This is a genomic window from Paraburkholderia sp. SECH2 (assembly GCF_030464795.1).
Classification (GTDB): domain Bacteria; phylum Pseudomonadota; class Gammaproteobacteria; order Burkholderiales; family Burkholderiaceae; genus Paraburkholderia; species Paraburkholderia aspalathi.
Genome location: NZ_JALPRH010000018.1, coordinates 36,347 through 56,098 on the forward strand (window position 1 = coordinate 36,347; position 19,752 = coordinate 56,098).

Here is a 19,752-nt window from a genome sequence, read left to right on the forward strand (position 1 = left end):
AGAAAACCATCATGAACGCACCTCATCACCCCGCTCACTCGTCTGTCCGCACGAAGAAACTGCCGCCGCTGCGCGTGGGCGTCGGCGGCCCGGTCGGCTCGGGCAAGACCACGTTGCTCGAAATGCTCTGCAAGGCGATGCGCGAACAGTACGACCTCGTCGCGATCACCAACGACATCTATACGAAGGAAGATCAGCGTCTGTTGACCGTAGCGGGCGCGCTACCGGCCGAGCGGATCATGGGCGTGGAAACGGGCGGCTGTCCGCACACGGCGATTCGCGAAGACGCATCGATCAACCTCGAAGCCGTCGACCGCATGTTGACACGCTTCCCTGACGCAGACATCGTATTCATCGAATCGGGCGGCGATAATCTCGCGGCAACCTTCAGCCCGGAACTGTCGGACCTGACGATCTACGTGATCGACGTGGCAGGCGGCGAGAAGATTCCGCGCAAAGGCGGCCCAGGCATTACGAAGTCGGATCTGCTGGTGATCAACAAGACTGATCTCGCACCGATGGTCGGCGCGAATCTGGAGGTGATGGCTTCTGACGCGAAGAAGATGCGCGGCGAGCGCCCCTTCGTGATGTGCAATCTGAAGGCGCTCGACGGACTGGATGTGGTGGTGAAATTTATCGAGAAGAAGGGGTTGTTGAAGGCTTAAAGCCTCACTCACCCGGATGGCATTCCAGTAGGAATGCCATCATCTCCGTCGCGTCTTTCGACAGATAAAATCGCACCATCTTCTCGTTGAAGTCGCCGGCGCGCTGCGCTGGGACACTGATGGCGTCGATACCATTCGACATCAATACGCCGTTCATCATGAAACGTGACGTGCGTTTGTTGCCGTCGAAGAAGAACTGCTGCAACGCGCCAAACAGGAAGAACGCGCAACCCCGTTCAAATGCATTAGAAACCTGATCGGTCAGCGCGCGCGTGCCAGCGGCAAAAACCCGGTTGAGTTCAGGGGCACCCGCCAAGGTCGGTAGCGGTGTGTGCCGTCCTGCTTCACCTAACGCCACATCCGGCGTGTATCGCGTTTCCTCGCCTTCACCGCGGAATGCGCCGCCGCACCTTGATATCTCATCTGACGTGACAAGGCGGAGCAGGTCACAGAACGTCGCTTTGCCGAGCGTGAACCGGCCGTCCCGAACGATTGCAAGCAGGTGTTTGGACGCGCGGATCAGACCTAATATTTGCCCTTGGTCGGATATCTGCCGACCACCAACCGTTACACCATCCAACAGCGTTTTTACTTCCGTGAAGGTGAGTGGATTTCCCTCAAGTACGCCCGCATCCCACACGAATTCCGCAAGCATCCGATGAAAACGGAAGCACGCCCGGTTGATCGAATAAGTTGGGATATTTTGTGGCATCGCACCACGGTCCCATCGAAATCCGAGGTCTGTGAAAAGCGTCATCGCAGGCCGTAGTCAAGTTGCTCGCGTCACACAGCGCCGTTGGTCCAAGAGCCGACTCAGGCTATCCCTGTGGTCGGCGCGCGAAGCGATAACGCCAGCATCGCCTTGGCAGCGCTCTCGAACGACTACTCCGGCAACACCGCCATCAACACATCAACAGTCCGTGCCGTCGCGCCACGATGGCGCGCGGCAAACGCCGAAGCCGCGCCGCCCATCGCGAGCCGCCTCGCTTTGTCGCCGAACAGCTCGCGCAACGCCCGCGCCAGATCAGCCGGATCCTGCACCTGCACTGCTGCACCCGCCGCGACCGCATCCGCAGTCGCTTGCGTAAAGTTGAACACATGCGGCCCGATCAGCACCGGCACCCCAACCGCGCATGCCTCAATCAGATTCTGCCCGCCCAACGGTAGCAAACTCCCACCGATAAACGCCAAATCCGAGGCGGCATAGTAAGCGCCCAACTCGCCCATCGAATCGCCGAGCAGCACATTGACGTTGGAAGGCAAAGCAGGCACCCCACCGCCCACAGCTGAAGCAGCACCCGACGCCACCGTCGCAGCAGGCGCCCAAGCCGAGCGCCGTTCAAGACGCAAACCAGCCTTCTCAACCAGCCCCGCGACTTCATTAAACCGTTGCGGATGACGCGGCACCAGGATCAGCAACGCATCCTCGATACCCAGCGCCGCGAACGCCTGCAGCACCAGTTCCTCTTCGCCTTCACGCGTACTCGCCGCGACCCACACCGGCCGCGTGCCGATCGCCGCACGCCACGCATGGCCACGCGCCGCCAGTTCCGGCGGCGTGCTCATATCGAACTTCAGATTGCCAAGCACCGCGACATTACGTGCACCAAGTGCAGTAAGCCGCTCCGCATCCGAAGGACTCTGCGCCAGCACACGCGCAAACCCACCGAACACGCCTTTGGTCGCATGACCGAACTTGGCCGCACGCTTATACGAGCGTGCCGACATCCGCGCATTGGTGAGCACCAACGGCACATCCGCGCGACGACATTCGTCGATCAGCGTGGGCCACACCTCAGTTTCCATCACCAAACCAAGCGACGGCCGCCACGCCCGCAAAAACCGCCGCACCGCATGCGGCATGTCATACGGCAGATAACTGCGCAATACACGGTCGCCGAAAATCTGCTCACCGGTGGCACGGCCACTCGGCGTCATATGCGTAAGAAGAATTCGCGCATCGGGACGCGCCTTCATCAACGCATCGATCAGCGGTTGCGCTGCACGCGTCTCGCCCACCGACACCGCATGCACCCAGATCAACGGCGCATTGTCTTCCGGCAACCGGCCGCGCGAGTAACCGAACCGCTCTGCGATATGCTCACGATAGCCACGCTCCTTGCGCGAACGAATCAGCAAGCGCAGCACGGCAAGCGGCGCGACGATCCACCAGAGCGCGTTATAAATCGCTCTCAGCATCGGGACTCCGCACGCTCGAGCGCGAACCCGAAAGCAAGCGCGCGTTTCACCGCGCGATCGAACCAGACAGCGGCGCTCAAACGAGAGCCCTGCCCTTCAGGCGCTCGAGAATGCCGAGCGGTGCGCAGTCCGGCTGCACCATCGCCTTGACCGGCAGGAAGAAGGTCTGCTCCAGCATGAACTGGCCGGACATCACCGCATGTGAAGTCTGGTCGGAGAAACACACCCAGACGCTACCCGGCGGAAACGGCATGGTCTCCTGCGGGCTCGACTTCTGATACTCGAGATCGGCCTTCATGCCGTCGTGCAGATTCAGCATCAAATGGTCGTATTCGCTGCGCGGCGATTTGGTCACATGCAGCAGGTTCAGCAGCCACGCCGAACCCGGCATCTGCGGTTTGATGCGCGGCAGGAAGCGCTTGGCCATATCCTCGAACGGTTCGCCGACGCGCCACACGCGCGGCGCGCCGTGCGGATTCACGTTGGTGAACACGCGCAAAATGCGCTCGCCGTAATTCGGCCGCGACGGAAAGGCATCGACATGCAGACGGCTATCGTCCTTACGCCAGGACGTCTCGCGCCCTTCCACCTGATGCAGCCGCAAGCTCGTCGGCGCGACGCGCAACTTGCTGTTGTATTCGGGAAAGAGCCCATCGACGAGCGTGCGCGCATTGGCCTGATAACGCGCGATCAACGCGCGCACTGCCGATTGCGTGACCGCATCACCGGCCACCCCATGCAGCGCGCCGCCATTCGGCTCAAGACTGATGTTCTTGCGATTCGGATCGGCCAATGCAGGATCGAGCAAGGCCTGTTCGCCGCCTTCGATGGCAAAGCGCAGATTCGGGAAATACAGCACCTTGCCGCGTTCGACGCCGGCCAGCAGCGTCTCGCGCGGCACGGACAGATTGCGTCCGTGCCAGTCGGCGTTCGCTACTTCGATGATCTGGGTTTCGTTCATGGTCGCCCTTAAAAACGGATGGAGCGTAAGGCGAAGCACACCGCATTACAGCGTTACGACATTAGAGCAGGCCGAATCCGGCCAACGCGGATTTGACCTCTTGCAGCGTGGGCGGCTTGCCAGCGGTGCCGAGATTGACAACGTTCGGCGACCAGTAGCCGCCAGTGCGCCACGCGGTGGCGAAATTGTACAACTCGACCGTCGGACGCTTCAGCGCCGCCGCAATGTGAACTAGACCTGTGTCAACGCCGACTGTCGCGGCGGCGCCGTCGATGAGGCCGACCACCGCCGGCAACGAGAGCTTGGGCGGCACGATCGCCGCGCCGCCGAATTCCTTCGCCAGACGCTCGCTGGTGACGCGTTCTTCCTCGCTGCCCCACGGCAGCACGATCGACGCGCCGCGCCGCACCAAAGACTGCCCAAGCTCGATCCAGGCGGTGTCGGGCCACTGCTTGTCGGCGCGCGAGGTGGCGTGCACGAACACCACGTAAGGCACCGGCAGATTCAGATTCGCTTCCGACAACGCCAGCGCCGCGCGCCCGGTGTCGATGCCGAAGTCGATGTCGTCGGTGGGTTGCGGCTGCGGGTCGTCCAGCGCGGCGGCCACCAGCTGGCGCGTGCGCTCGACCACATGGGTGCGCGGCTCGATCGGCACGCGCTTGTCGTAGAAGAAGCGCACCGGCCATTCGTAGCCCGCGCCGTCGGTACGGTTGGCGAGGCCGACCAGCGGCCCGCGCGCCATGCTCGCGACCCACGCGGTCTTGATGAGCCCCTGGCAGTCGATCACGAGGTCGTAGTTCTCGGCGGCGAGCGCGCGGCGAAACGCGCCGATCTCGCGCCAGTTGTCGACCGAGAGGATGCGCTTGCGCCAGCGCCGCAGCGACACGGGAATCGCCCGCCGCACGCCGCTGACGAGCTCCACGAGCCCCACGAAGCTTTCCTCGACGAGCCAGTCGATCTGGGCCTCGGGATGGCGGCGTCGGATGTCGGCGATCACCGGCATGTTGTGAACGACGTCGCCCAATGACGACACCCTCACGATTAGTATCTTTTGCACGCTCAAGTGTGGGAAAACCGGCTATCCGGCCCGAAGATGCTGTGAAAGGACGGCAATTCTATCGCGACACGAGTAAATGGCATGAAAAAACGCGGCGCGGTAACTGAAACCCGCGCCGCGTTCGATGGCAACCGCGGTTCACGAAGAACCGCGCCGCCGCTAGAGCTTTTAGAACGGCAGCTTCGCGTCCGGCTTCTCGGCCATGATCACACGGCGGAAGTCTTCCTGGATGCGCTTGAGCGCTGCGTCGCTATCGGCTTCGAAACGCATGACCACCACCGGCGTGGTGTTCGACGAACGCGCCAGACCGAAGCCGTCCGGGTACTCGACACGCAAGCCGTCGATCTTCACCACATCGTCCGCGCCGGTGAACTTCGCGTTTTGCTGCAAACGCGCGATCAGCTCGAAGTTTTCACCTTCTTCGAGCTTCAATTGGAGTTCCGGCGTGGAATTCGAGTTCGGCAGCGAGTTCAGCAGCTTGCTCGGATCCGCCACACGCGTGAGGATTTCCAAAAGACGCGCGCCCGTGTACAGGCCGTCGTCGAAACCGTACCAGCGGTCCTTGAAGAACACGTGGCCGCTCATTTCGCCCGCCAGCGGTGCACCGGTTTCGCGCAGCTTCGCCTTGACCAGCGAGTGGCCGGTTTTCCACATTAGCGGTTCGCCGCCCTTCTCCTTGATCCACTTGCCCAGATTGCGCGTGCACTTCACGTCGTAAATGATCTGCGCGCCCTTGTTGCGCGACAGCACTTCTTCGGCGAACAGCATCAACTGGCGGTCCGGATAAATGATCTGGCCGTCTTTGGTGACGACACCGAGGCGGTCGCCGTCGCCGTCGAAGGCGAAACCGATTTCAGCATCCGTTTCCTTCAGCGCGCGAATCACGTCCTGGAGGTTTTCCGGGTGAGCCGGGTCCGGGTGGTGGTTCGGGAAGTTGCCGTCGATTTCGGTGAACAGTTCAACCAGTTCGCAGCCGAGCTTCTTGAAGAGCTTCGGCGCGAGGCCGCCTGCCACTCCGTTGCCGGTGTCGACGACGATCTTGATCGGGCGCGCGAGTTTGACGTCGCTGGTGATGCGATCCAGATAGGCGTCGGCGATGTCGTACTCGGTGTACGTACCGCTGCCCGCAGAGAAGTTTTCGTCGACGATGCGCTGATGCAGCGCGAGGATCTGTTCGCCGTAAATGGCCGCGCCGCGCAGGACCATCTTGAAGCCGTTGTAGTCAGGCGGATTGTGGCTGCCCGTCACGACGATGCACGAATCGACGCGGCGCTCGCCGCCGTCGAGCTGCAACGGCACGCTGGCCGCGAAGTAGCCGACCGGCGTCGGCACCATGCCGACGTTGACCACGTCGACGCCGGCCGCACGCAGACCGTCCGATAGCGCCTGGATCAGATCGGGACCCGACAGGCGGCCGTCACGCGCCACCACCACGGCGTCGCCGCCTTGCGCCCGCACTTCGCTGCCAAAAGCGAGACCGATCGAACGCGCTGCGTCAGTGTCGAGCGTCTTGCCGATCACACCGCGAATGTCATACGCCTTGAAAATGGATTTGGAGATCATGATGGCTCACTTGCGTGCAATGGAAAATTTTGACCGGCGTATAGCCGAGGGATCGGTAAAACTACCTGCTAAACCGAGCGATGCGCCCTTGCCGGAAGCGATCCGGTTCCAACTTATAATTGCGCCTTCCGGACATGCCCTAATAGACGCCCATTCTAATGCTTAGACGCCCTGCTTTTGCAATGTTGCCGCGACAGTCGGCCAGGTCGGCTGTTACACATTGCGCCCTGGCGCACGTTGCGTCCCCCGCACAACACCTGCAACACCTACAACGCGTGCAACCGCATGGGCGAGTGTCCACCGGATGCTGACGCTCAAACGCTTCGCCAATCCCGACGTCACCCGCGCCTTCACCAACATCGTCTGGCTCGGGCTGGAGCGGCTCACGCAGATCGGCGTGGCGATCGCGATCAGCGGCATGCTGGCGCGCTACTTCGGGCCTGACACCTTCGGTAAATGGCAGTACGCGAACACGCTGCTGCTGGTGCTGTCGCCGATCACCTGGGTGTCCGGGGCGGAAATTCTGGTTCCCACCATCGTCGGCCGGCCGCCAACCCAGCTGGGCACGGTGCTCGGCAGCGCCTTTGCGCTGCGCTTTTCGGTTTCCGTCGCGGCGCTGCTGCTCACGTGGCTCGGCATTGCGTTGCACTTCTTCGACCCGCTAGTGGGCGCCATGCTCGCCGGCCTTGCGGTGACGATGCTGTTTCGCGAACCGTTCGTCGGCGTGATCAATGCGTGGCTGCAAAGCATGACGTACAGCAAGCCGCAGTTGCTCACCAGCATGAGCACCGCGGTGCTGAAGGCCGGCGTCGTCTATCTGATGGTACGCGCCATAGCAACGCCCGCGCGCTTCGGCTGGCTGTGGGCCGCGGAATCGGCGCTCATTGGCGCGGTTCTCCTGATCTATTACACCCGCCGGCATGGCGGCAAGCTCGACTGGCACGTCGACCGTTCGCTCTTCAAGCACTTCGCTACCGCAGGCACCGTGTTCTGGATCGGGCTGATCTGTATGTATCTGTTCCTGAAACTGGACCGACTGATGCTCGAGCGGGCGATTTCCTTCGCCGACCTCGGACGCTATTCCGCCGCGCAACAGCTCAACGAAAACTGGATCACGCTCGCGCTGATGCTTGCGCAGACGATTGCGCCCGCCTTCATCTACCGCGTGCAGGACGCCGCACAATTGCGCCGCAACGTGTGGCGGCTAACGGCCATGACCGCCGCGCTGATGGTGAGCGGTGCGATCGTGCTGGATCTGCTGGCGGGGATCATCATCCGCCGCGTGTTCGGACCGGATTTTGAAGGCGCCATCGAGATTTTCCGCTGGGCCGTCTGGCTTTCCGTGCCGGCCGGCATCGAAGCGATCGGCAATCTGATCGTGCTGAAATATCAGGCCAAATTCGTGTTGCTCTCGAAGTGGCTGCTGGCGCTGGCCGTCGCGTTCGTGGTCAATCTGCTGGCGATTCCGCGGCTTGGCGCCTACGGTGCGCTGGTGGGTCTCGCAGCCGGTTATCTCGCCGCCGCGTCAGTTAATCTTTATTACATTCGTTTCAAATTGCGCCCATGACGAATTCATCCGCCGCCGCGCAAATGTCTCTCGACGACGTCGCCGTCCTGATGCCCGCGTACAACGGCCAGGCCGACGTCGATCTCACGCTGGCCTCGTTCAGCGAAAGCGCGCTGATCCACGTATTGATCGTCGACGACGGCAGCACGCCGCCGATCGTCGCGCCGGCGATCGCCAACATGAAGACCGAAGTGCTGCGCATGCCGCAGAACGGCGGCATCGAGCGCGCACTGCAGACCGGCATCGACGCCCTTGCGCAGCGCGGCTTTCGCTACGCAGCACGCATCGACGCCGGCGACCGCAGCGTGCCACAGCGCCTCGCCAAACAACGCGTCTTCATGGAATTGCATCCGCAAGTGGCCGGCCTCGGTATGTGGACGCAGGTCGTCACGCGGGAAGGCAAGCCGCTTTTCATGCTGACGCCGCCCGCAGAACCGAACGAGATCCGGCGTCTGCGCTTCTTCCGCTCATGCCTCGCGCATCCTTCGATGATGCTGCGCATTGACGCGGTTCGCGCGGTCGGCAACTACCGTGCGGCCTATCCTTCGGCCGAAGACCTCGATCTGTTCGTGCGCCTGATGGCGCGCTACGACTGCGCGAACCTGCCGGAACTCGGGCTCTATTACGAGCTGAACGAAGGCGGCATCAGCGCGACCAAACGGCGCCGCCAGGTCAGTTCGACGCTGCGACTGCAACTGCGCTACTTCAACGTCACCAACCTGTACGACTGGCTGGGTCTCGCCAAAAATCTGCTGCACTTCGTGACGCCTTACCGCGCCTTGCAACGGGTCAAACGCACGCTGCTCGCGCCGCGTGCGGGCCATTGATTCCGTTACGCCGTCATTCACCCTGTTATTCACCGTCGAGCCCGTTCCCGCATGAAGCCTGCCTTTAAATCGACGCCCGCGCTACGCATTACACTCGTCTGTAACACCGCCTGGGCAATCTATACGTATCGGCAAGGGCTGATCCGCATGCTGGTTGGGCGCGGCGTCGACGTGACGGTGCTCGCGCCGCGCGACCGCACGTTCGAGCTGCTCACCGCGATGGGGTGCCGCTGCATCGAATTGCCGGTGGCCTCCAAAGGCACCAGTCCGCGCGAGGACCTGCGCACACTTTTGTCGTTGTATCGTCTGTACAGAAGCATCCGCCCGCACGTTGTGTTCCACTACACGATCAAGCCGAACATTTACGGCTCGGTCGCCGCGAAACTGGCGGGTGTGCAGTCGGTGGCGGTGACGACCGGGCTCGGTTACGTCTTTATCCAGCAGAGCCGCGCTGCGCAAGTCGCCAAAAAACTGTACCGTTTCGCCTTCCGCTTCCCGCGCGAGATCTGGTTTCTGAATCGCGACGACCAGGCCGCGTTTGTCGAGCAGAATTTGTTGGTGCATCCTGAACGTGCGCGTCTTTTGCATGGCGAAGGCGTCGATCTCGAACAATTCACCTTCACGCCGCTGCCGGAGCGGGCGGAATTCAAATTTGTGCTGATCGGGCGGCTCTTGTGGGACAAGGGCGTGGCCGAATATGTCGAAGCCGCGCGGCGCTTGCGTGAACGTTATCCTCAGGCGCGGTTCCAATTGCTCGGTCCGGTCGGCGTCGACAACCCCAGCGCGATCACGCGCGAAGAAGTCGCCGCGTGGGAGCAGGAAGGCATCATCGAGTATCTTAACGAGGCGCACGACGTGCGGCCTTTTATCGCCGATGCGGACTGCGTCGTCCTGCCTTCCTATCGCGAAGGCGTGCCGCGCACGCTGATGGAAGCATCGGCGATGGGCCGGCCGATTGTTACGACGGACGTGCCCGGCTGCCGTGAAGTGGTGGCGGACGGCGTCAATGGATTGCTGTGCGAAGTGCGCAATGCCGCGAGTCTCGCGGAGAAGCTGGCGCAGATGCTCGACATGAGCGGCGCCGAGCGCCGTGCAATGGCGGAACGCGGCCGACAGAAAGTCGCGGAAGAATTCGACGAGCGCGTGGTCGTCGAAACGTATAAAGACCTGGTGCAGAAAATGACGGGCGTTTTACTTTAACGGAGCAACAGCATGACCACGAAGGGTACGATTCTGGTAACGGGCGGTGCAGGATTTATCGGCTCGCACACATGTGTCGAACTGCTCAACGGCGGTTACGACGTCGTGGTAATCGACAATCTCGTGAACAGCAACCGCGAATCGCTGCGGCGCGTGGAGAAAATCACCGGCAAGGCCGTGAGCTTCTACGAGGCCGACGCGCGAGATGAAGCGGCGCTCAATCGTATTTTCGACGCACACCCGATCACCGGCGCGATTCACTTTGCCGCGCTGAAGGCGGTGGGCGAATCGGTCGCCAAGCCGATCGAGTACTACAGCAATAACGTCGGCAGTTTGCTGGCGCTGCTCGGCGTGATGCGCGATCGCAAAGTGAAGCAGTTCGTGTTCAGTTCATCGGCGACGGTGTATGGCGTGCCGAAGAGCTCACCGATCGACGAATCGTTTCCGCTGTCGGCAACCAATCCTTATGGGCAGTCGAAGCTGATTGCCGAGCAGGTATTGCGTGATCTGGAATTGGCGGATGCGTCCTGGCGGATTGCGACGCTGCGCTATTTCAATCCGGTTGGCGCGCATGAGAGCGGGTTGATTGGCGAGGATCCGGCGGGTATTCCGAATAACCTGATGCCGTATGTGGCGCAGGTTGCTGTCGGCAAGCTCGAGAAGCTGCGGGTGTTCGGCGGCGACTATGAGACGCCGGATGGCACCGGCGTGCGGGACTATATCCACGTTGTTGATCTGGCGCGTGGGCATCTGGCGGCGCTGGATGCGCTGGTTAAGCGCGATGCCAGCTTTGTCGTAAATCTCGGGACGGGGCAAGGGTATAGCGTGATCGACGTCGTCAAGGCGTTCGAGAAGGCTTCGGGGCGCCCTGTGCCTTATGAGATTGTGGCGCGCCGGCCGGGCGATGTGGCTTCGTGTTTTGCGGATCCGGCGGCGGCTTTGAATGTACTCGGATGGCGCGCTGAGTTTGGGATCGAGAGGATGTGCGCGGATCACTGGCGGTGGCAGGAGAGGAATCCGCAAGGGTTTGCCTGATAACACTGCGGCAATGGTTTGAAGATCGACAGCGGAAAGGCGAATCGCCACGCAGGGATTCCGTCGCCGTCGATTGCAGTATTGGACCCAGCGGGCAAGACCACGATGGAGTGGTCGTCAAGCCAAACTCATCGACGCGGTGAATTCTCATCGCGCGGCTCGGACTCGCGTTAAACAAAGGGCGTGCATGTCCGTAGCGCCTGGGGGGTGACGCGACACCTCAAGTGTCGCGTCGAGCTTCATACGTCCGGACATGGGCGCAGGGCGGTACAGCGACGAAGTCAAACCGTTTCTTCAGCATGCCAGGTCCCGCCCTGACCAAAATGAAAACGGCCTATCGGCGCCTGTCCGGAGTCCGCAGTCAGTTCAGTATCGTGAGCCCCGGAATGGCCTCATCGCGTGCGCGACCGCCAGTCAGCGCATGGCACACCGCCGCCGTCGTGGTACCGAGCGCGTAGGCCGCCCTCCGCAAGCTGCCTCGATGCTCTGTAAGCGCGGCCATTACTATGGCCTCCGTGAGTACCGGAATCGCGAGAAGCGTGTTGTCGTGTACCAGCGCCCCGCCAGGCGCTCGCGTATGTCGCGACCGCGATGCGGTTTCTCTCGGAAACAGGCTTAGGATTGGAAGCAACCCGAGCTTGTTGATCCACACGACGAATTCACGCCAGTGCCTCAGTCTCTCGGCGACTGCTTGTTCCGGCAGGCCTTCGGTTGACCAGCGGGACCTCAGATAGTGAAGATGCTTGCTCTTGAGGTTCCACGGGGTTTCGGGCGTGAAGCCACCCGCGCGCAGAACCCGAAACCCTTCGAGCAGAACGGCAACTCTCCGACATTGCACTTCGGCCGGAACCGCGTAACAGCGGCCTGTTCGCACATCTAGCGAAGAATCAATTCTATTTCTGACGAGCTTGCGGAACTCCCGCTTGAATACGGCAGGCAGGGTGCTGCATGTGATCACATATCGGTAGTCGTAGACGGCTTGCATGCTGTTTTCCCTTGAATGAGAAATTGGGCGGTCGACGCCGTGTGAGACGGCGACCCATGAGCAGTGCGCGCAGGATGCGGCACCACCCGGCTAGGTTGTGTGCGCTGTTTATCAGGCCGCGCGCGCCGTTCGCTATGGATATGACAAGCCGTCGCACGATGCCGACGACCGGTAAGACAGCGCGCAGTTGGCCGCAAGGGACCCGCAAATCCTCAAGAGGACGGTGGCGGGATACATGCAGTCACGCGGGGGAGAGGAAACAGGAGACGGCCTATACGGCGGACAGCACAAAGCTGGCCACAGATGGCGCCACAAAAATGAAGTAGGAAGAACGGGCGAGCGCCCTCTCCGTCAAGCCGGCCCAAGAAAAACGCGGCGGCTGTGGCGGTTAAAGTCGATGCGTCGAAGACGCTGAGCAGCAGTATAAATTCTGAATGGCGGGTGCGGCAAGCCCGCGTACTTTACAGCGCAATGCTATGCTACTTGCACCATAACAGCGGGAGAATAACCATGGACATCGGGTTGCTGGCATTGGGCATCGGATTGATGATGATGGGAATTCACTGGTCGATGAAACGAGGCCTCCGTGAGGAGCGGGAACGGCGCATTGCTGGCTTACAGCGTCCCGCCCAGGCGCATGCCCGTGGGCTGCATTGCCCGCACTGCGGCCACGAAATTGACGATGCAGATTTCAGGCATGAGCCCGCGCCATTTGTACCGCCTTCGCGGCGAGATTCGCCCTATTTCCGGCGCGATGGCAATCCGACCTGAGTACTCCGTAGACGTAGCTATCGCAGCAGGTACCCACGAGACCTCTGGACGACTTTTCGAAAGAGACGCCCCGGTATGTGAGCGCGGCTTGCCCAGTTACTCCATAGCGTTTCGCCAGAAAGACTTCTGACTCCTGGTCCGGTCCAAGAGTCCGGGAGCCGTTCGCACAGTTTTCCACTCCCAGGAGTGCTCGCGCGCGCGAGTTTGCTCTCTTCATTCTAACTCCGGGACCTGCGTCATTGCACTTCGCGCCTTACTGAATGAGAGCGGCGGGTTATCACCTTTTGCAGACGATCTTTAGCGGCCATAGAGATATTCCACGCTACCCTCTGGCGTCCGCTCCATTCCTATGATTTAATAACTTTTACAGGTATTGCCGTGCGACATGCACCGTTCGCTCACGTCACGAGCATCGACAACTACACCCTCTGTTTCAGGGGGTCTGGGGGAGGTTTTCCCCGATTTTTTGCAACACGCTCGTCAGCCCATGCTGGCATGCTCATTTCTGCAGCCGTAGGTCGAGGTGCGAAAGCCGAACCCGTTCGGCACCACTTGACGCTTCACAGACACATTTGAAGCGTCGACAAAGGAGCGTTCCGCGAGAAGTTCGGAAACGCTCACTGTTTGACTTGAGGGTTCCAAGCGAACCTCGCCAAGGTAAGTTTTGCGGTTTCGCTGCCAATCAAAGTTTATCGTTCACGATCCTTCGCTTCGATGCCAACTATCGCCACGCTGTTGAACTAGCTTTTCTCAACACGATTCGGCTTTAAGTTCAGCAAGCCATCCAACTTGACTGCGCGCATCAATATCCGGCCGACTCTTTAAAACTGTTCAAGTTAGATTCCTTTAGCCGCCCGCCATACGCCGCGCACAACGCGGCCTATGACTTCGCCTGGTTACCGCGCCAAGCACGGCGGCCACAGCGAAACTCTGATACAGAGTTTCACATTCGCCACATATGGTCTGCCTCGCACCAGTTAATGCTGCGCGAGGATTAGTCAACCGACCTCCTGTCCATTAGTAGCTAAAGCTAACGGAACCTAGGAGCGTGTCAAACGCCGACTTCGGCACTCAACCAGCCCAAGAGGCAGGTGTCTTACGGCACCTGGAAGCAACTCGCTTTCGCGCCTGTCGCTCACTCAGCAGCGACAGCGTCCTGTCCGGGCATCCATCTCCCCACCACTTGCAAACCGAAGGGCTCTATCCGTCACGGATCCCCAAGCTCAACGCCTCACCCGCCCTTCCAGCTCCTATCACGAACACATCCAACGCACGCGCCCGGCTCCTTCGCGCCCCCAGTCCGCCGGCACGTTATTGACGACATCGCACGACGATGAAGATAAGTCACGAACTGATCGTGACAGGGGCCCGTTCGCGCATCCCGCACACGCGAACGTAAGTTTTCTTGCGGACCACAAGGAGGCAAACGCGATGGGCATGATGTCACAAGCGATACACAGTGCAGCGGTCAGTAGCAAAAAGGCAGGTGGAAGCTATGGGACGCAGCAGAACAGACGTTTTGATACCACCGGTCTTCTGCGCTTTGCGAGGCAAGTCGGGGAACTACACGCTTCAATTGATCAACTGCCAACATGGGTAATTCATGCTTACGCCCAGTACTGCATGGCGCAGGGAAAGGCTGCCGGCACTCTGGCAAACATATTTTCGGCAATCCGGGTAACGTCCGGGACCGCGGGATGCGATATCGACGAAGCATGCGGCAACAGGAAACTCCGTTTGACACGAAGAGTGCGCAAAGGCACAAAGCGCGCCCAAACCGTCAGCGAAATTCAGGAACTGCTAGCGAGAGCGAGGCGTACAGACATTGGACTGATGCACCTGATCTCGCTTGCGCTGCATCTTGGCCTCCGGCGTAAAGAGGCGTTGATGTGCCCGCGTGACCTGCAAATGTGGCTTGACGCGCTCATGCGTGGCGAGAGCAGCATTCCGCTCATGAGAGGCGCGAAAAACGCGAGGCCAAGAGACGTGCGGATAGTCCAGAGCAACCGGAAAGATACGATCGAGGCAATCAGGTCAGCCTTGGCCTACTGCCAAGAGCACGATTTCGAGCTGATCTCTGGTAGCGGAAAAACGCTCAAGTCTGCGATGAACCGACTGAAAGCGCTACTTCGTCGTGCTGGGATGGTCGGCCAGGTAAGTTTCCACTCTCTCCGCTACACGTATGCGCTGACAGCCGCTTCCGAAATGCTGGACTCCGGGATCGCACCATACGAGGTACTGGTCCAACTCAGCGAATCGATGGGCCACGGACCTACTCGCACCCAGATGATTCTCGAACACTATTGTCAACCTATCAAAATCAGGTTCGAAGGCCATATTTCCCTTCCCCAGGACGAAGCTCACCGACGGCGCCCTGCGAATAAGCTCCCTCGCGCTGCTGCGCGCAAGGAGGCCAAGCTCCGACACAGCGCCCTTAGCGGCTATCCCGTTGGCCGATCGAATCTCGGGTGCGAACCGCATGATTCGCGTCCGAAGAGCTGACTACGGCTCGAATTCTAGCTAGCGCATACAACCACGACCATGGAGTTCTTTATATGCAGGAATCCTCACTTAAAGATCAGGTAATGCATTGCATCGATAAAATTGGAAGCAATAGCACCATGAGCACGATCATGCTGGACGCGTGGCTGTCGCTCGAACGGTTTCTCGTCCAGTGCGACAAACTTCCCTCTCGACTCGAAGACATCGACGCAGCGACATTGTCCGGCTTCGTAGAGCGCCAATCGTCGCAATGTATAAACGTCGAACTATTTTTGATGATGCTCGCGGGGATCAGGATGATTCTGCTGGAATCAGGTTGTGCCATGGAACAGCTCGCGCCATTGAGCGTGCACGTAAAGCGACAACGACTTGCCAACGATAAAAATGGCAATTACCGCTTCGTGAAGGTACTCGCCGCGGCAGTACGATAACTCGTGGCAACCCGCCATCTCTCGCCTCGATCAATCGTTAGAGTTTCGCAATGGAACCGCAGGCCGTCTTGCGGCCGGATGCTGGCGAGCTCCGCACCAGATCAACGTCAGGAAACAGGGACCAAGCATGTCGACTCGACATTTCGCCGGCCAGCGCCCGGATACTTTCGGAGGGCCCCAACACGCAAAAACCGAAACGATTACCAAGACCAACCGTTTTTCAATAAGGCCGGGCAACATAGTCCAATGGCTCTACGAGATTTCCTGATCCACTTATGTACATCCCCGCGAATGTATGATCTCGCCCCACGATCCCCGTTTGGAACGTGGCAGTTACGTGGGTATCTGGGCAGGCTCGATGCGATGGTCAAGCGCGGTGCCAGTTTGTCGCGGATCTTGGGACGGGCCAGGAGTATAGCGTTATCAACTTCGTGAAAACCTTCGGGCGACCTATGCCCTATGAAATTTTGGTTCGCAGGCCGAGCGACGTGGCTTCGTGTTTTGGCGATCCCGCGACGGCATTTGATATGCTCGGCTGGTGCGCGGGGGCTGGAATCGAACGGATGGTGCGAATCGCTGGCGGCGGCAGGTGGGGAATCCGCAGGGACCGCCTGCGTGTCGATCGAAACTCTGCGGTGGTGCGCTCTTGCAGTTGACATGCAAAGCGCGCGGGGCGCGTCGCCATTCTTGAGCAAAACCGTGACTCAATGCTTCGTCTTATGCTTGCGCTAAGATGGACATCTACAAAAAATAAACTCGACAGGAGGAAGTGAGACCATGAATATTCACCCAGTGATTCTTTGCGGCGGAAGCGGTACCCGACTTTGGCCGATGTCGCGAGGCGGATACCCGAAGCAGTACCTCAGGTTGACCGGCGAGAACACGCTGGTTCAACAAACTGTATTGCGCCTGCGCGGGATCAGGAACGTTGCGGCTCCCACCGTCGTCACGAACAATGACCAGCGCTTTCTGGTCGCTGAACAGTTGCGACAGGTGGATATTGCGCCGGCGTCGATCGTACTGGAGCCTGTCAGCCGTAACACCGCGCCTGCCATTGCAGTTGCCGCACTGGCAGCGATGCGCGAGTCCGCAGAAGCCATCCTGCTTGTTCTGCCATCGGATCATGTGATTACCGGAGAGGCGGCGTTCGTCGAGGCAGCCGAAGCCGCGGCTGAGATCGCCAAAGACGGTTATCTGGTCACCTTCGGCATTGCACCAACTGAGCCGCACACCGGCTATGGCTACATCCGTGCGGGTGCGCAGCTTGACGGCGACACCCATGCGTTCGCAGTGGACGCATTCGTCGAAAAACCGGATGAGGCCACGGCGCAGCGTTTCCTTCGTGAAGGAGGCTACTTCTGGAACAGCGGCATGTTCATGCTGCAGGCCTCTACCTTCATGGAAGAGCTACGCCGTTACGCGCCAGAAATAGCTGCACAGGCAGAACTTGCACTCGCAGGCGCGCAGCTCGACAACGACTTCACGCGTCTCGACGCGAAAGCCTTCGCCGCCTGCCCGAACGTGTCGATCGACCACGCCGTGATGGAGAAAACAAAACGCGCTGCGGTCATTGCCACCACGAACCTCGGTTGGAACGACATCGGGTCGTGGACTGCGCTTGCTGACATTGCAGAACACGATGCCCACGGCAATGCATTTCTCGGCGACGTCCTCACCGAAGCGATGAGCAACTCATACGTGCGCGCGGAGCATCGACTGGTGGCCGCCATCGGTCTCGACAATGTCGTCATCATCGAAACCGCTGACGCGGTACTGGTCGCCAATCGGGACCAGGTGCAGGACGTCAAGAAAATCGTTGCCCAGTTAAATGCGGCTGGCCGCCACGAATCAGTCACGCATCGTCGTGTGGCACGCCCCTGGGGCTCGTACGAAGGCATTGACGGCGGCGGTCGCTTCCAGGTGAAACGTATCGTGGTCCGCCCTGGCGCGCAGCTAAGCCTGCAAATGCATCATCACCGTGCCGAGCACTGGGTCGTTGTGAAGGGCACAGCACTCGTTACAAACGGTGACAACGAGATCATCCTGACAGAGAACCAGTCGACCTATATCCCACTTGGAATCACGCACCGCCTGAAGAACCCGGGCAAGATCCCACTCGAATTAATCGAAGTGCAATCCGGCGCCTATCTCGGCGAAGATGACATTGTGCGATTCGAAGACACATATGGGCGGGCGGAAAAGGCATAAGTGCCCAGATCCGGGGCCGGCCCACGGAGACCGAGCGCGCTAATCCGCCACCTGAAACACCGCGACTGCATCACGCAACGCAATTGCGTGCTCTTCCAGCGATTTGGCCGCCGCAGCAGCCTCTTCGACCAGCGCGGCATTGTGCTGCGTGACTTCGTCGATCTGCGAGACCGCCTTGTTGACCTGCTCGATGCCGTCACTCTGTTCGAGCGCTGACGCCTCGATCTCATTCATGACGCCGGTGACGCGCTGCACCGCGTCCATGGCTTCGTGAATCGTCTTCTGTGCGTCGGACACGAGCGATGCCCCCTGTTCTACCTTGGCGGCCGATTCGCCGATCAATTCCTTGATTTCCTTCGCCGCCGAGCCGGAGCGCTGCGCGAGGCTACGCACTTCCGAGGCCACCACCGCAAAGCCGCGCCCCTGCTCGCCCGCACGGGCTGCCTCGACGGCCGCGTTCAAGGCGAGGATGTTGGTCTGAAACGCAATCCCCTCGATCATGCCGATGATCTCAGCCACCTTGCGCGACGATTCGCTGATTCCATCCATCGTCTCAGTGACACGCGACACTACGGCGCCACCGCGCGTTACCGTGTCTAACGCACCCTGCGCCAACCGGTTTGCCTGCTTAGCGTTATCCGCATTCTGCTTCACCGTCGCCGAGAGCTGCTCCATGCTCGCCGCGGTCTGTTGAAGCGCCGCTGCCTGCTGCTCGGTCCGCGACGACAGATCGGCATTGCCTGCTGCAATCTCGTTGGCACCTTGCGTAATCGCCGTCGTACTGCCGCGCACCTTTGCCACCGTCTCAACGAGACCGTCACGCATCTTCGTCAATGCGCCGAGTAGTTGACCCATCTCGTTGCGTGACCTGCTTTTGATGGCGATCGTCAGATCGCCTGCGGCAATGCGCTCAAAGTGTTTAATGGTCACATTGACCGGCTTGATCACTGCCGCCGACAAGCCGACCCGCGCTATCACACCGATCACAATAGAAATCGCGCCGATCCCCGCAAACAGCAGCGTCGCCAGCTGGAACCGCTGGGCGCCCGTCTCGGCCTGCTTGTGCTGACTGTCCGTCTGCAAGCGCTGCAGCGCGTCGATGGCCTTCGAATAGGTCGTGTAGAAGGCGTTCGCGGTTTCGCCCTGGATGTTGCGGAAGGTATTGAAGTCGAAGTCGTTCAGCGCCTTGAACGCGGGCTCGATCGCCTTGTCGACGAGCGCGCTGCGCGCCTGCTCGACGTTCTGCGCGAGCTTCTTCTCGTCCTCGCTTGCGAACGGGCCGGTCATGTAATCGGCGAAGTCCTTGTTCGACTCGACCAGCACCTTATGCGCGGCCGGCAACAGGTCGTCGGTCTGCTTGCCGACGCTAAAGAGCGTCTGATAGGAGCCGAGCGCAAGCTGCACTTGCAGCAGCTTCTCCGAGCTCGCCTTCAGATGCGACAGCGCCGCGGCGCTGTGCTGGGTTTCGTCGAGGCTGCTATTTGCCAGTTTGAGCGCGCCGTAGCCGACGCCGATCACGGTCAGCAGGAAAGCGACGAACACGCTGATCACTAGCGTCAGGCCGCCACGAATGGTGATGTTGTTAAGCATTGGTTCTCCGGAACGTCTCATTGATCGGCGGCAAACCCCGTGATGCGTCGGCGATCGTCTTTTTCGCCGGCAACCAACACTTCACCGCATCTAGGTTAACGGTCCTCGCGAGACCCCGCCGCATAGGTGGAATCCATGACAGGCTTGGCTTTTCGGGCGGTCAAAGCTTCACTATCTGGGATTTTTCGCCG

General features: G+C 60.3%; 16 protein-coding genes and 1 pseudogene. 10 read left to right on the plus strand and 7 right to left on the minus strand.

Going from position 1 to position 19,752, the window contains the following annotated elements; translation table 11 throughout:
• The first annotated feature begins 11 nt into the window (after positions 1–11).
• Positions 12–665: an urease accessory protein UreG gene (ureG, locus tag M0D66_RS25520; protein WP_054041789.1), complete on the plus strand. Its 654-nt coding sequence runs from the start codon at positions 12–14 to the stop codon at positions 663–665.
• A 4-nt stretch (positions 666–669) separates the two neighbouring features.
• Here the strand turns inward: ureG and M0D66_RS25525 are convergent, their stop codons facing one another.
• The 5 genes from M0D66_RS25525 to M0D66_RS25545 form a co-directional block, all read right to left on the minus strand.
• Positions 670–1,377: a Fic family protein gene (locus M0D66_RS25525; RefSeq protein ID WP_244864153.1), complete on the minus strand. Its 708-nt coding sequence runs from the start codon at positions 1,375–1,377 to the stop codon at positions 670–672.
• A 170-nt stretch (positions 1,378–1,547) separates the two neighbouring features.
• Positions 1,548–2,864: a lipid IV(A) 3-deoxy-D-manno-octulosonic acid transferase gene (gene waaA / locus M0D66_RS25530; RefSeq protein WP_211703026.1), complete on the minus strand. Its 1,317-nt coding sequence runs from the start codon at positions 2,862–2,864 to the stop codon at positions 1,548–1,550.
• Positions 2,865–2,940: 76 nt separating this feature from the next.
• The gene (locus tag M0D66_RS25535) at positions 2,941–3,825 is read right to left on the minus strand and encodes a Kdo hydroxylase family protein (protein WP_211632217.1); all 885 of its coding nucleotides are present in this window, start codon (positions 3,823–3,825) and stop codon (positions 2,941–2,943) included.
• A gap of 61 nt (positions 3,826–3,886) precedes the next feature.
• The gene (gene waaC / locus M0D66_RS25540) at positions 3,887–4,888 is read right to left on the minus strand and encodes a lipopolysaccharide heptosyltransferase I (RefSeq protein ID WP_266211872.1); all 1,002 of its coding nucleotides are present in this window, start codon (positions 4,886–4,888) and stop codon (positions 3,887–3,889) included.
• A gap of 162 nt (positions 4,889–5,050) precedes the next feature.
• Positions 5,051–6,445: a phosphomannomutase/phosphoglucomutase gene (locus tag M0D66_RS25545; RefSeq protein ID WP_093636327.1), complete on the minus strand. Its 1,395-nt coding sequence runs from the start codon at positions 6,443–6,445 to the stop codon at positions 5,051–5,053.
• Positions 6,446–6,749: 304 nt separating this feature from the next.
• Between M0D66_RS25545 and M0D66_RS25550 the strand changes: the two genes are divergently transcribed.
• Genes M0D66_RS25550 through galE form a run of 4 tightly spaced genes read left to right on the plus strand, consistent with a single transcriptional unit; the run spans position 6,750 to position 11,074 of the window.
• Entirely contained in the window at positions 6,750–8,012 is a 1,263-nt protein-coding gene (locus M0D66_RS25550) for an oligosaccharide flippase family protein (RefSeq protein WP_266211874.1), read from the plus strand.
• Positions 8,009–8,839 carry a glycosyltransferase gene (locus M0D66_RS25555; RefSeq protein ID WP_266211875.1) on the plus strand — a complete coding sequence of 277 codons (831 nt, stop codon included), beginning with the start codon at positions 8,009–8,011 and terminating at the stop codon, positions 8,837–8,839. Before M0D66_RS25550 ends, M0D66_RS25555 begins: the two co-directional genes overlap by 4 nt.
• 51 nt (positions 8,840–8,890) lie before the next feature.
• Positions 8,891–10,039 (plus strand): glycosyltransferase family 4 protein, encoded by a 1,149-nt coding sequence (locus M0D66_RS25560; RefSeq protein ID WP_266211876.1) that lies wholly within the window; start codon positions 8,891–8,893, stop codon positions 10,037–10,039.
• A gap of 12 nt (positions 10,040–10,051) precedes the next feature.
• On the plus strand, positions 10,052–11,074 hold the full coding sequence (gene galE / locus M0D66_RS25565) for a UDP-glucose 4-epimerase GalE (protein WP_266211877.1): 1,023 nt from the start codon (positions 10,052–10,054) through the stop codon (positions 11,072–11,074).
• Positions 11,075–11,435: 361 nt separating this feature from the next.
• Here the strand turns inward: galE and M0D66_RS25570 are convergent, their stop codons facing one another.
• On the minus strand, positions 11,436–12,059 hold the full coding sequence (locus M0D66_RS25570) for a hypothetical protein (RefSeq protein WP_200574715.1): 624 nt from the start codon (positions 12,057–12,059) through the stop codon (positions 11,436–11,438).
• 510 nt (positions 12,060–12,569) lie between these two features.
• Between M0D66_RS25570 and M0D66_RS25575 the strand changes: the two genes are divergently transcribed.
• The 5 genes and pseudogenes from M0D66_RS25575 to M0D66_RS25590 all read left to right on the plus strand — a co-directional run bounded on the left by M0D66_RS25575 (position 12,570) and on the right by M0D66_RS25590 (position 17,971).
• A complete protein-coding gene (locus tag M0D66_RS25575) occupies positions 12,570–12,830 on the plus strand; it encodes a hypothetical protein (RefSeq protein WP_266211878.1) in 261 nt (86 codons plus the stop codon).
• A gap of 1,431 nt (positions 12,831–14,261) precedes the next feature.
• Positions 14,262–15,332 carry an integrase domain-containing protein gene (locus M0D66_RS25580; protein WP_266211879.1) on the plus strand — a complete coding sequence of 357 codons (1,071 nt, stop codon included), beginning with the start codon at positions 14,262–14,264 and terminating at the stop codon, positions 15,330–15,332.
• Positions 15,333–15,451: 119 nt separating this feature from the next.
• Positions 15,452–15,763: a hypothetical protein gene (locus M0D66_RS25585; RefSeq protein WP_266211881.1), complete on the plus strand. Its 312-nt coding sequence runs from the start codon at positions 15,452–15,454 to the stop codon at positions 15,761–15,763.
• A gap of 336 nt (positions 15,764–16,099) precedes the next feature.
• A pseudogene (locus M0D66_RS37985) lies at positions 16,100–16,370 on the plus strand (UDP-glucose 4-epimerase); the annotation flags it as partial.
• Positions 16,371–16,540: 170 nt separating this feature from the next.
• The gene (locus M0D66_RS25590) at positions 16,541–17,971 is read left to right on the plus strand and encodes a mannose-1-phosphate guanylyltransferase/mannose-6-phosphate isomerase (protein ID WP_266211882.1); all 1,431 of its coding nucleotides are present in this window, start codon (positions 16,541–16,543) and stop codon (positions 17,969–17,971) included.
• Between the two features lie 39 nt (positions 17,972–18,010).
• Here the strand turns inward: M0D66_RS25590 and M0D66_RS25595 are convergent, their stop codons facing one another.
• Positions 18,011–19,561 carry a methyl-accepting chemotaxis protein gene (locus tag M0D66_RS25595; protein WP_266211883.1) on the minus strand — a complete coding sequence of 517 codons (1,551 nt, stop codon included), beginning with the start codon at positions 19,559–19,561 and terminating at the stop codon, positions 18,011–18,013.
• Positions 19,562–19,752 lie beyond the last annotated feature (191 nt).

Bases quoted from the DNA above. Each gene is read 5' to 3' on its own strand.
- ureG (WP_054041789.1), top strand. From the start codon at position 12: ATGAACGCACCTCATCACCCCGCTCACTCGTCTGTCCGCACGAAGAAA.
- M0D66_RS25525 (WP_244864153.1), bottom strand. From the start codon at position 1,377: ATGCCACAAAATATCCCAACTTATTCGATCAACCGGGCGTGCTTCCGT.
- waaA (WP_211703026.1), bottom strand. From the start codon at position 2,864: ATGCTGAGAGCGATTTATAACGCGCTCTGGTGGATCGTCGCGCCGCTT.
- M0D66_RS25535 (WP_211632217.1), bottom strand. From the start codon at position 3,825: ATGAACGAAACCCAGATCATCGAAGTAGCGAACGCCGACTGGCACGGA.
- M0D66_RS25545 (WP_093636327.1), bottom strand. From the start codon at position 6,445: ATGATCTCCAAATCCATTTTCAAGGCGTATGACATTCGCGGTGTGATC.
- M0D66_RS25550 (WP_266211874.1), top strand. From the start codon at position 6,750: ATGCTGACGCTCAAACGCTTCGCCAATCCCGACGTCACCCGCGCCTTC.
- M0D66_RS25555 (WP_266211875.1), top strand. From the start codon at position 8,009: ATGACGAATTCATCCGCCGCCGCGCAAATGTCTCTCGACGACGTCGCC.
- M0D66_RS25560 (WP_266211876.1), top strand. From the start codon at position 8,891: ATGAAGCCTGCCTTTAAATCGACGCCCGCGCTACGCATTACACTCGTC.
- galE (WP_266211877.1), top strand. From the start codon at position 10,052: ATGACCACGAAGGGTACGATTCTGGTAACGGGCGGTGCAGGATTTATC.
- M0D66_RS25570 (WP_200574715.1), bottom strand. From the start codon at position 12,059: ATGCAAGCCGTCTACGACTACCGATATGTGATCACATGCAGCACCCTG.
- M0D66_RS25575 (WP_266211878.1), top strand. From the start codon at position 12,570: ATGGACATCGGGTTGCTGGCATTGGGCATCGGATTGATGATGATGGGA.
- M0D66_RS25580 (WP_266211879.1), top strand. From the start codon at position 14,262: ATGGGCATGATGTCACAAGCGATACACAGTGCAGCGGTCAGTAGCAAA.
- M0D66_RS25585 (WP_266211881.1), top strand. From the start codon at position 15,452: ATGAGCACGATCATGCTGGACGCGTGGCTGTCGCTCGAACGGTTTCTC.
- M0D66_RS25590 (WP_266211882.1), top strand. From the start codon at position 16,541: ATGAATATTCACCCAGTGATTCTTTGCGGCGGAAGCGGTACCCGACTT.
- M0D66_RS25595 (WP_266211883.1), bottom strand. From the start codon at position 19,561: ATGCTTAACAACATCACCATTCGTGGCGGCCTGACGCTAGTGATCAGC.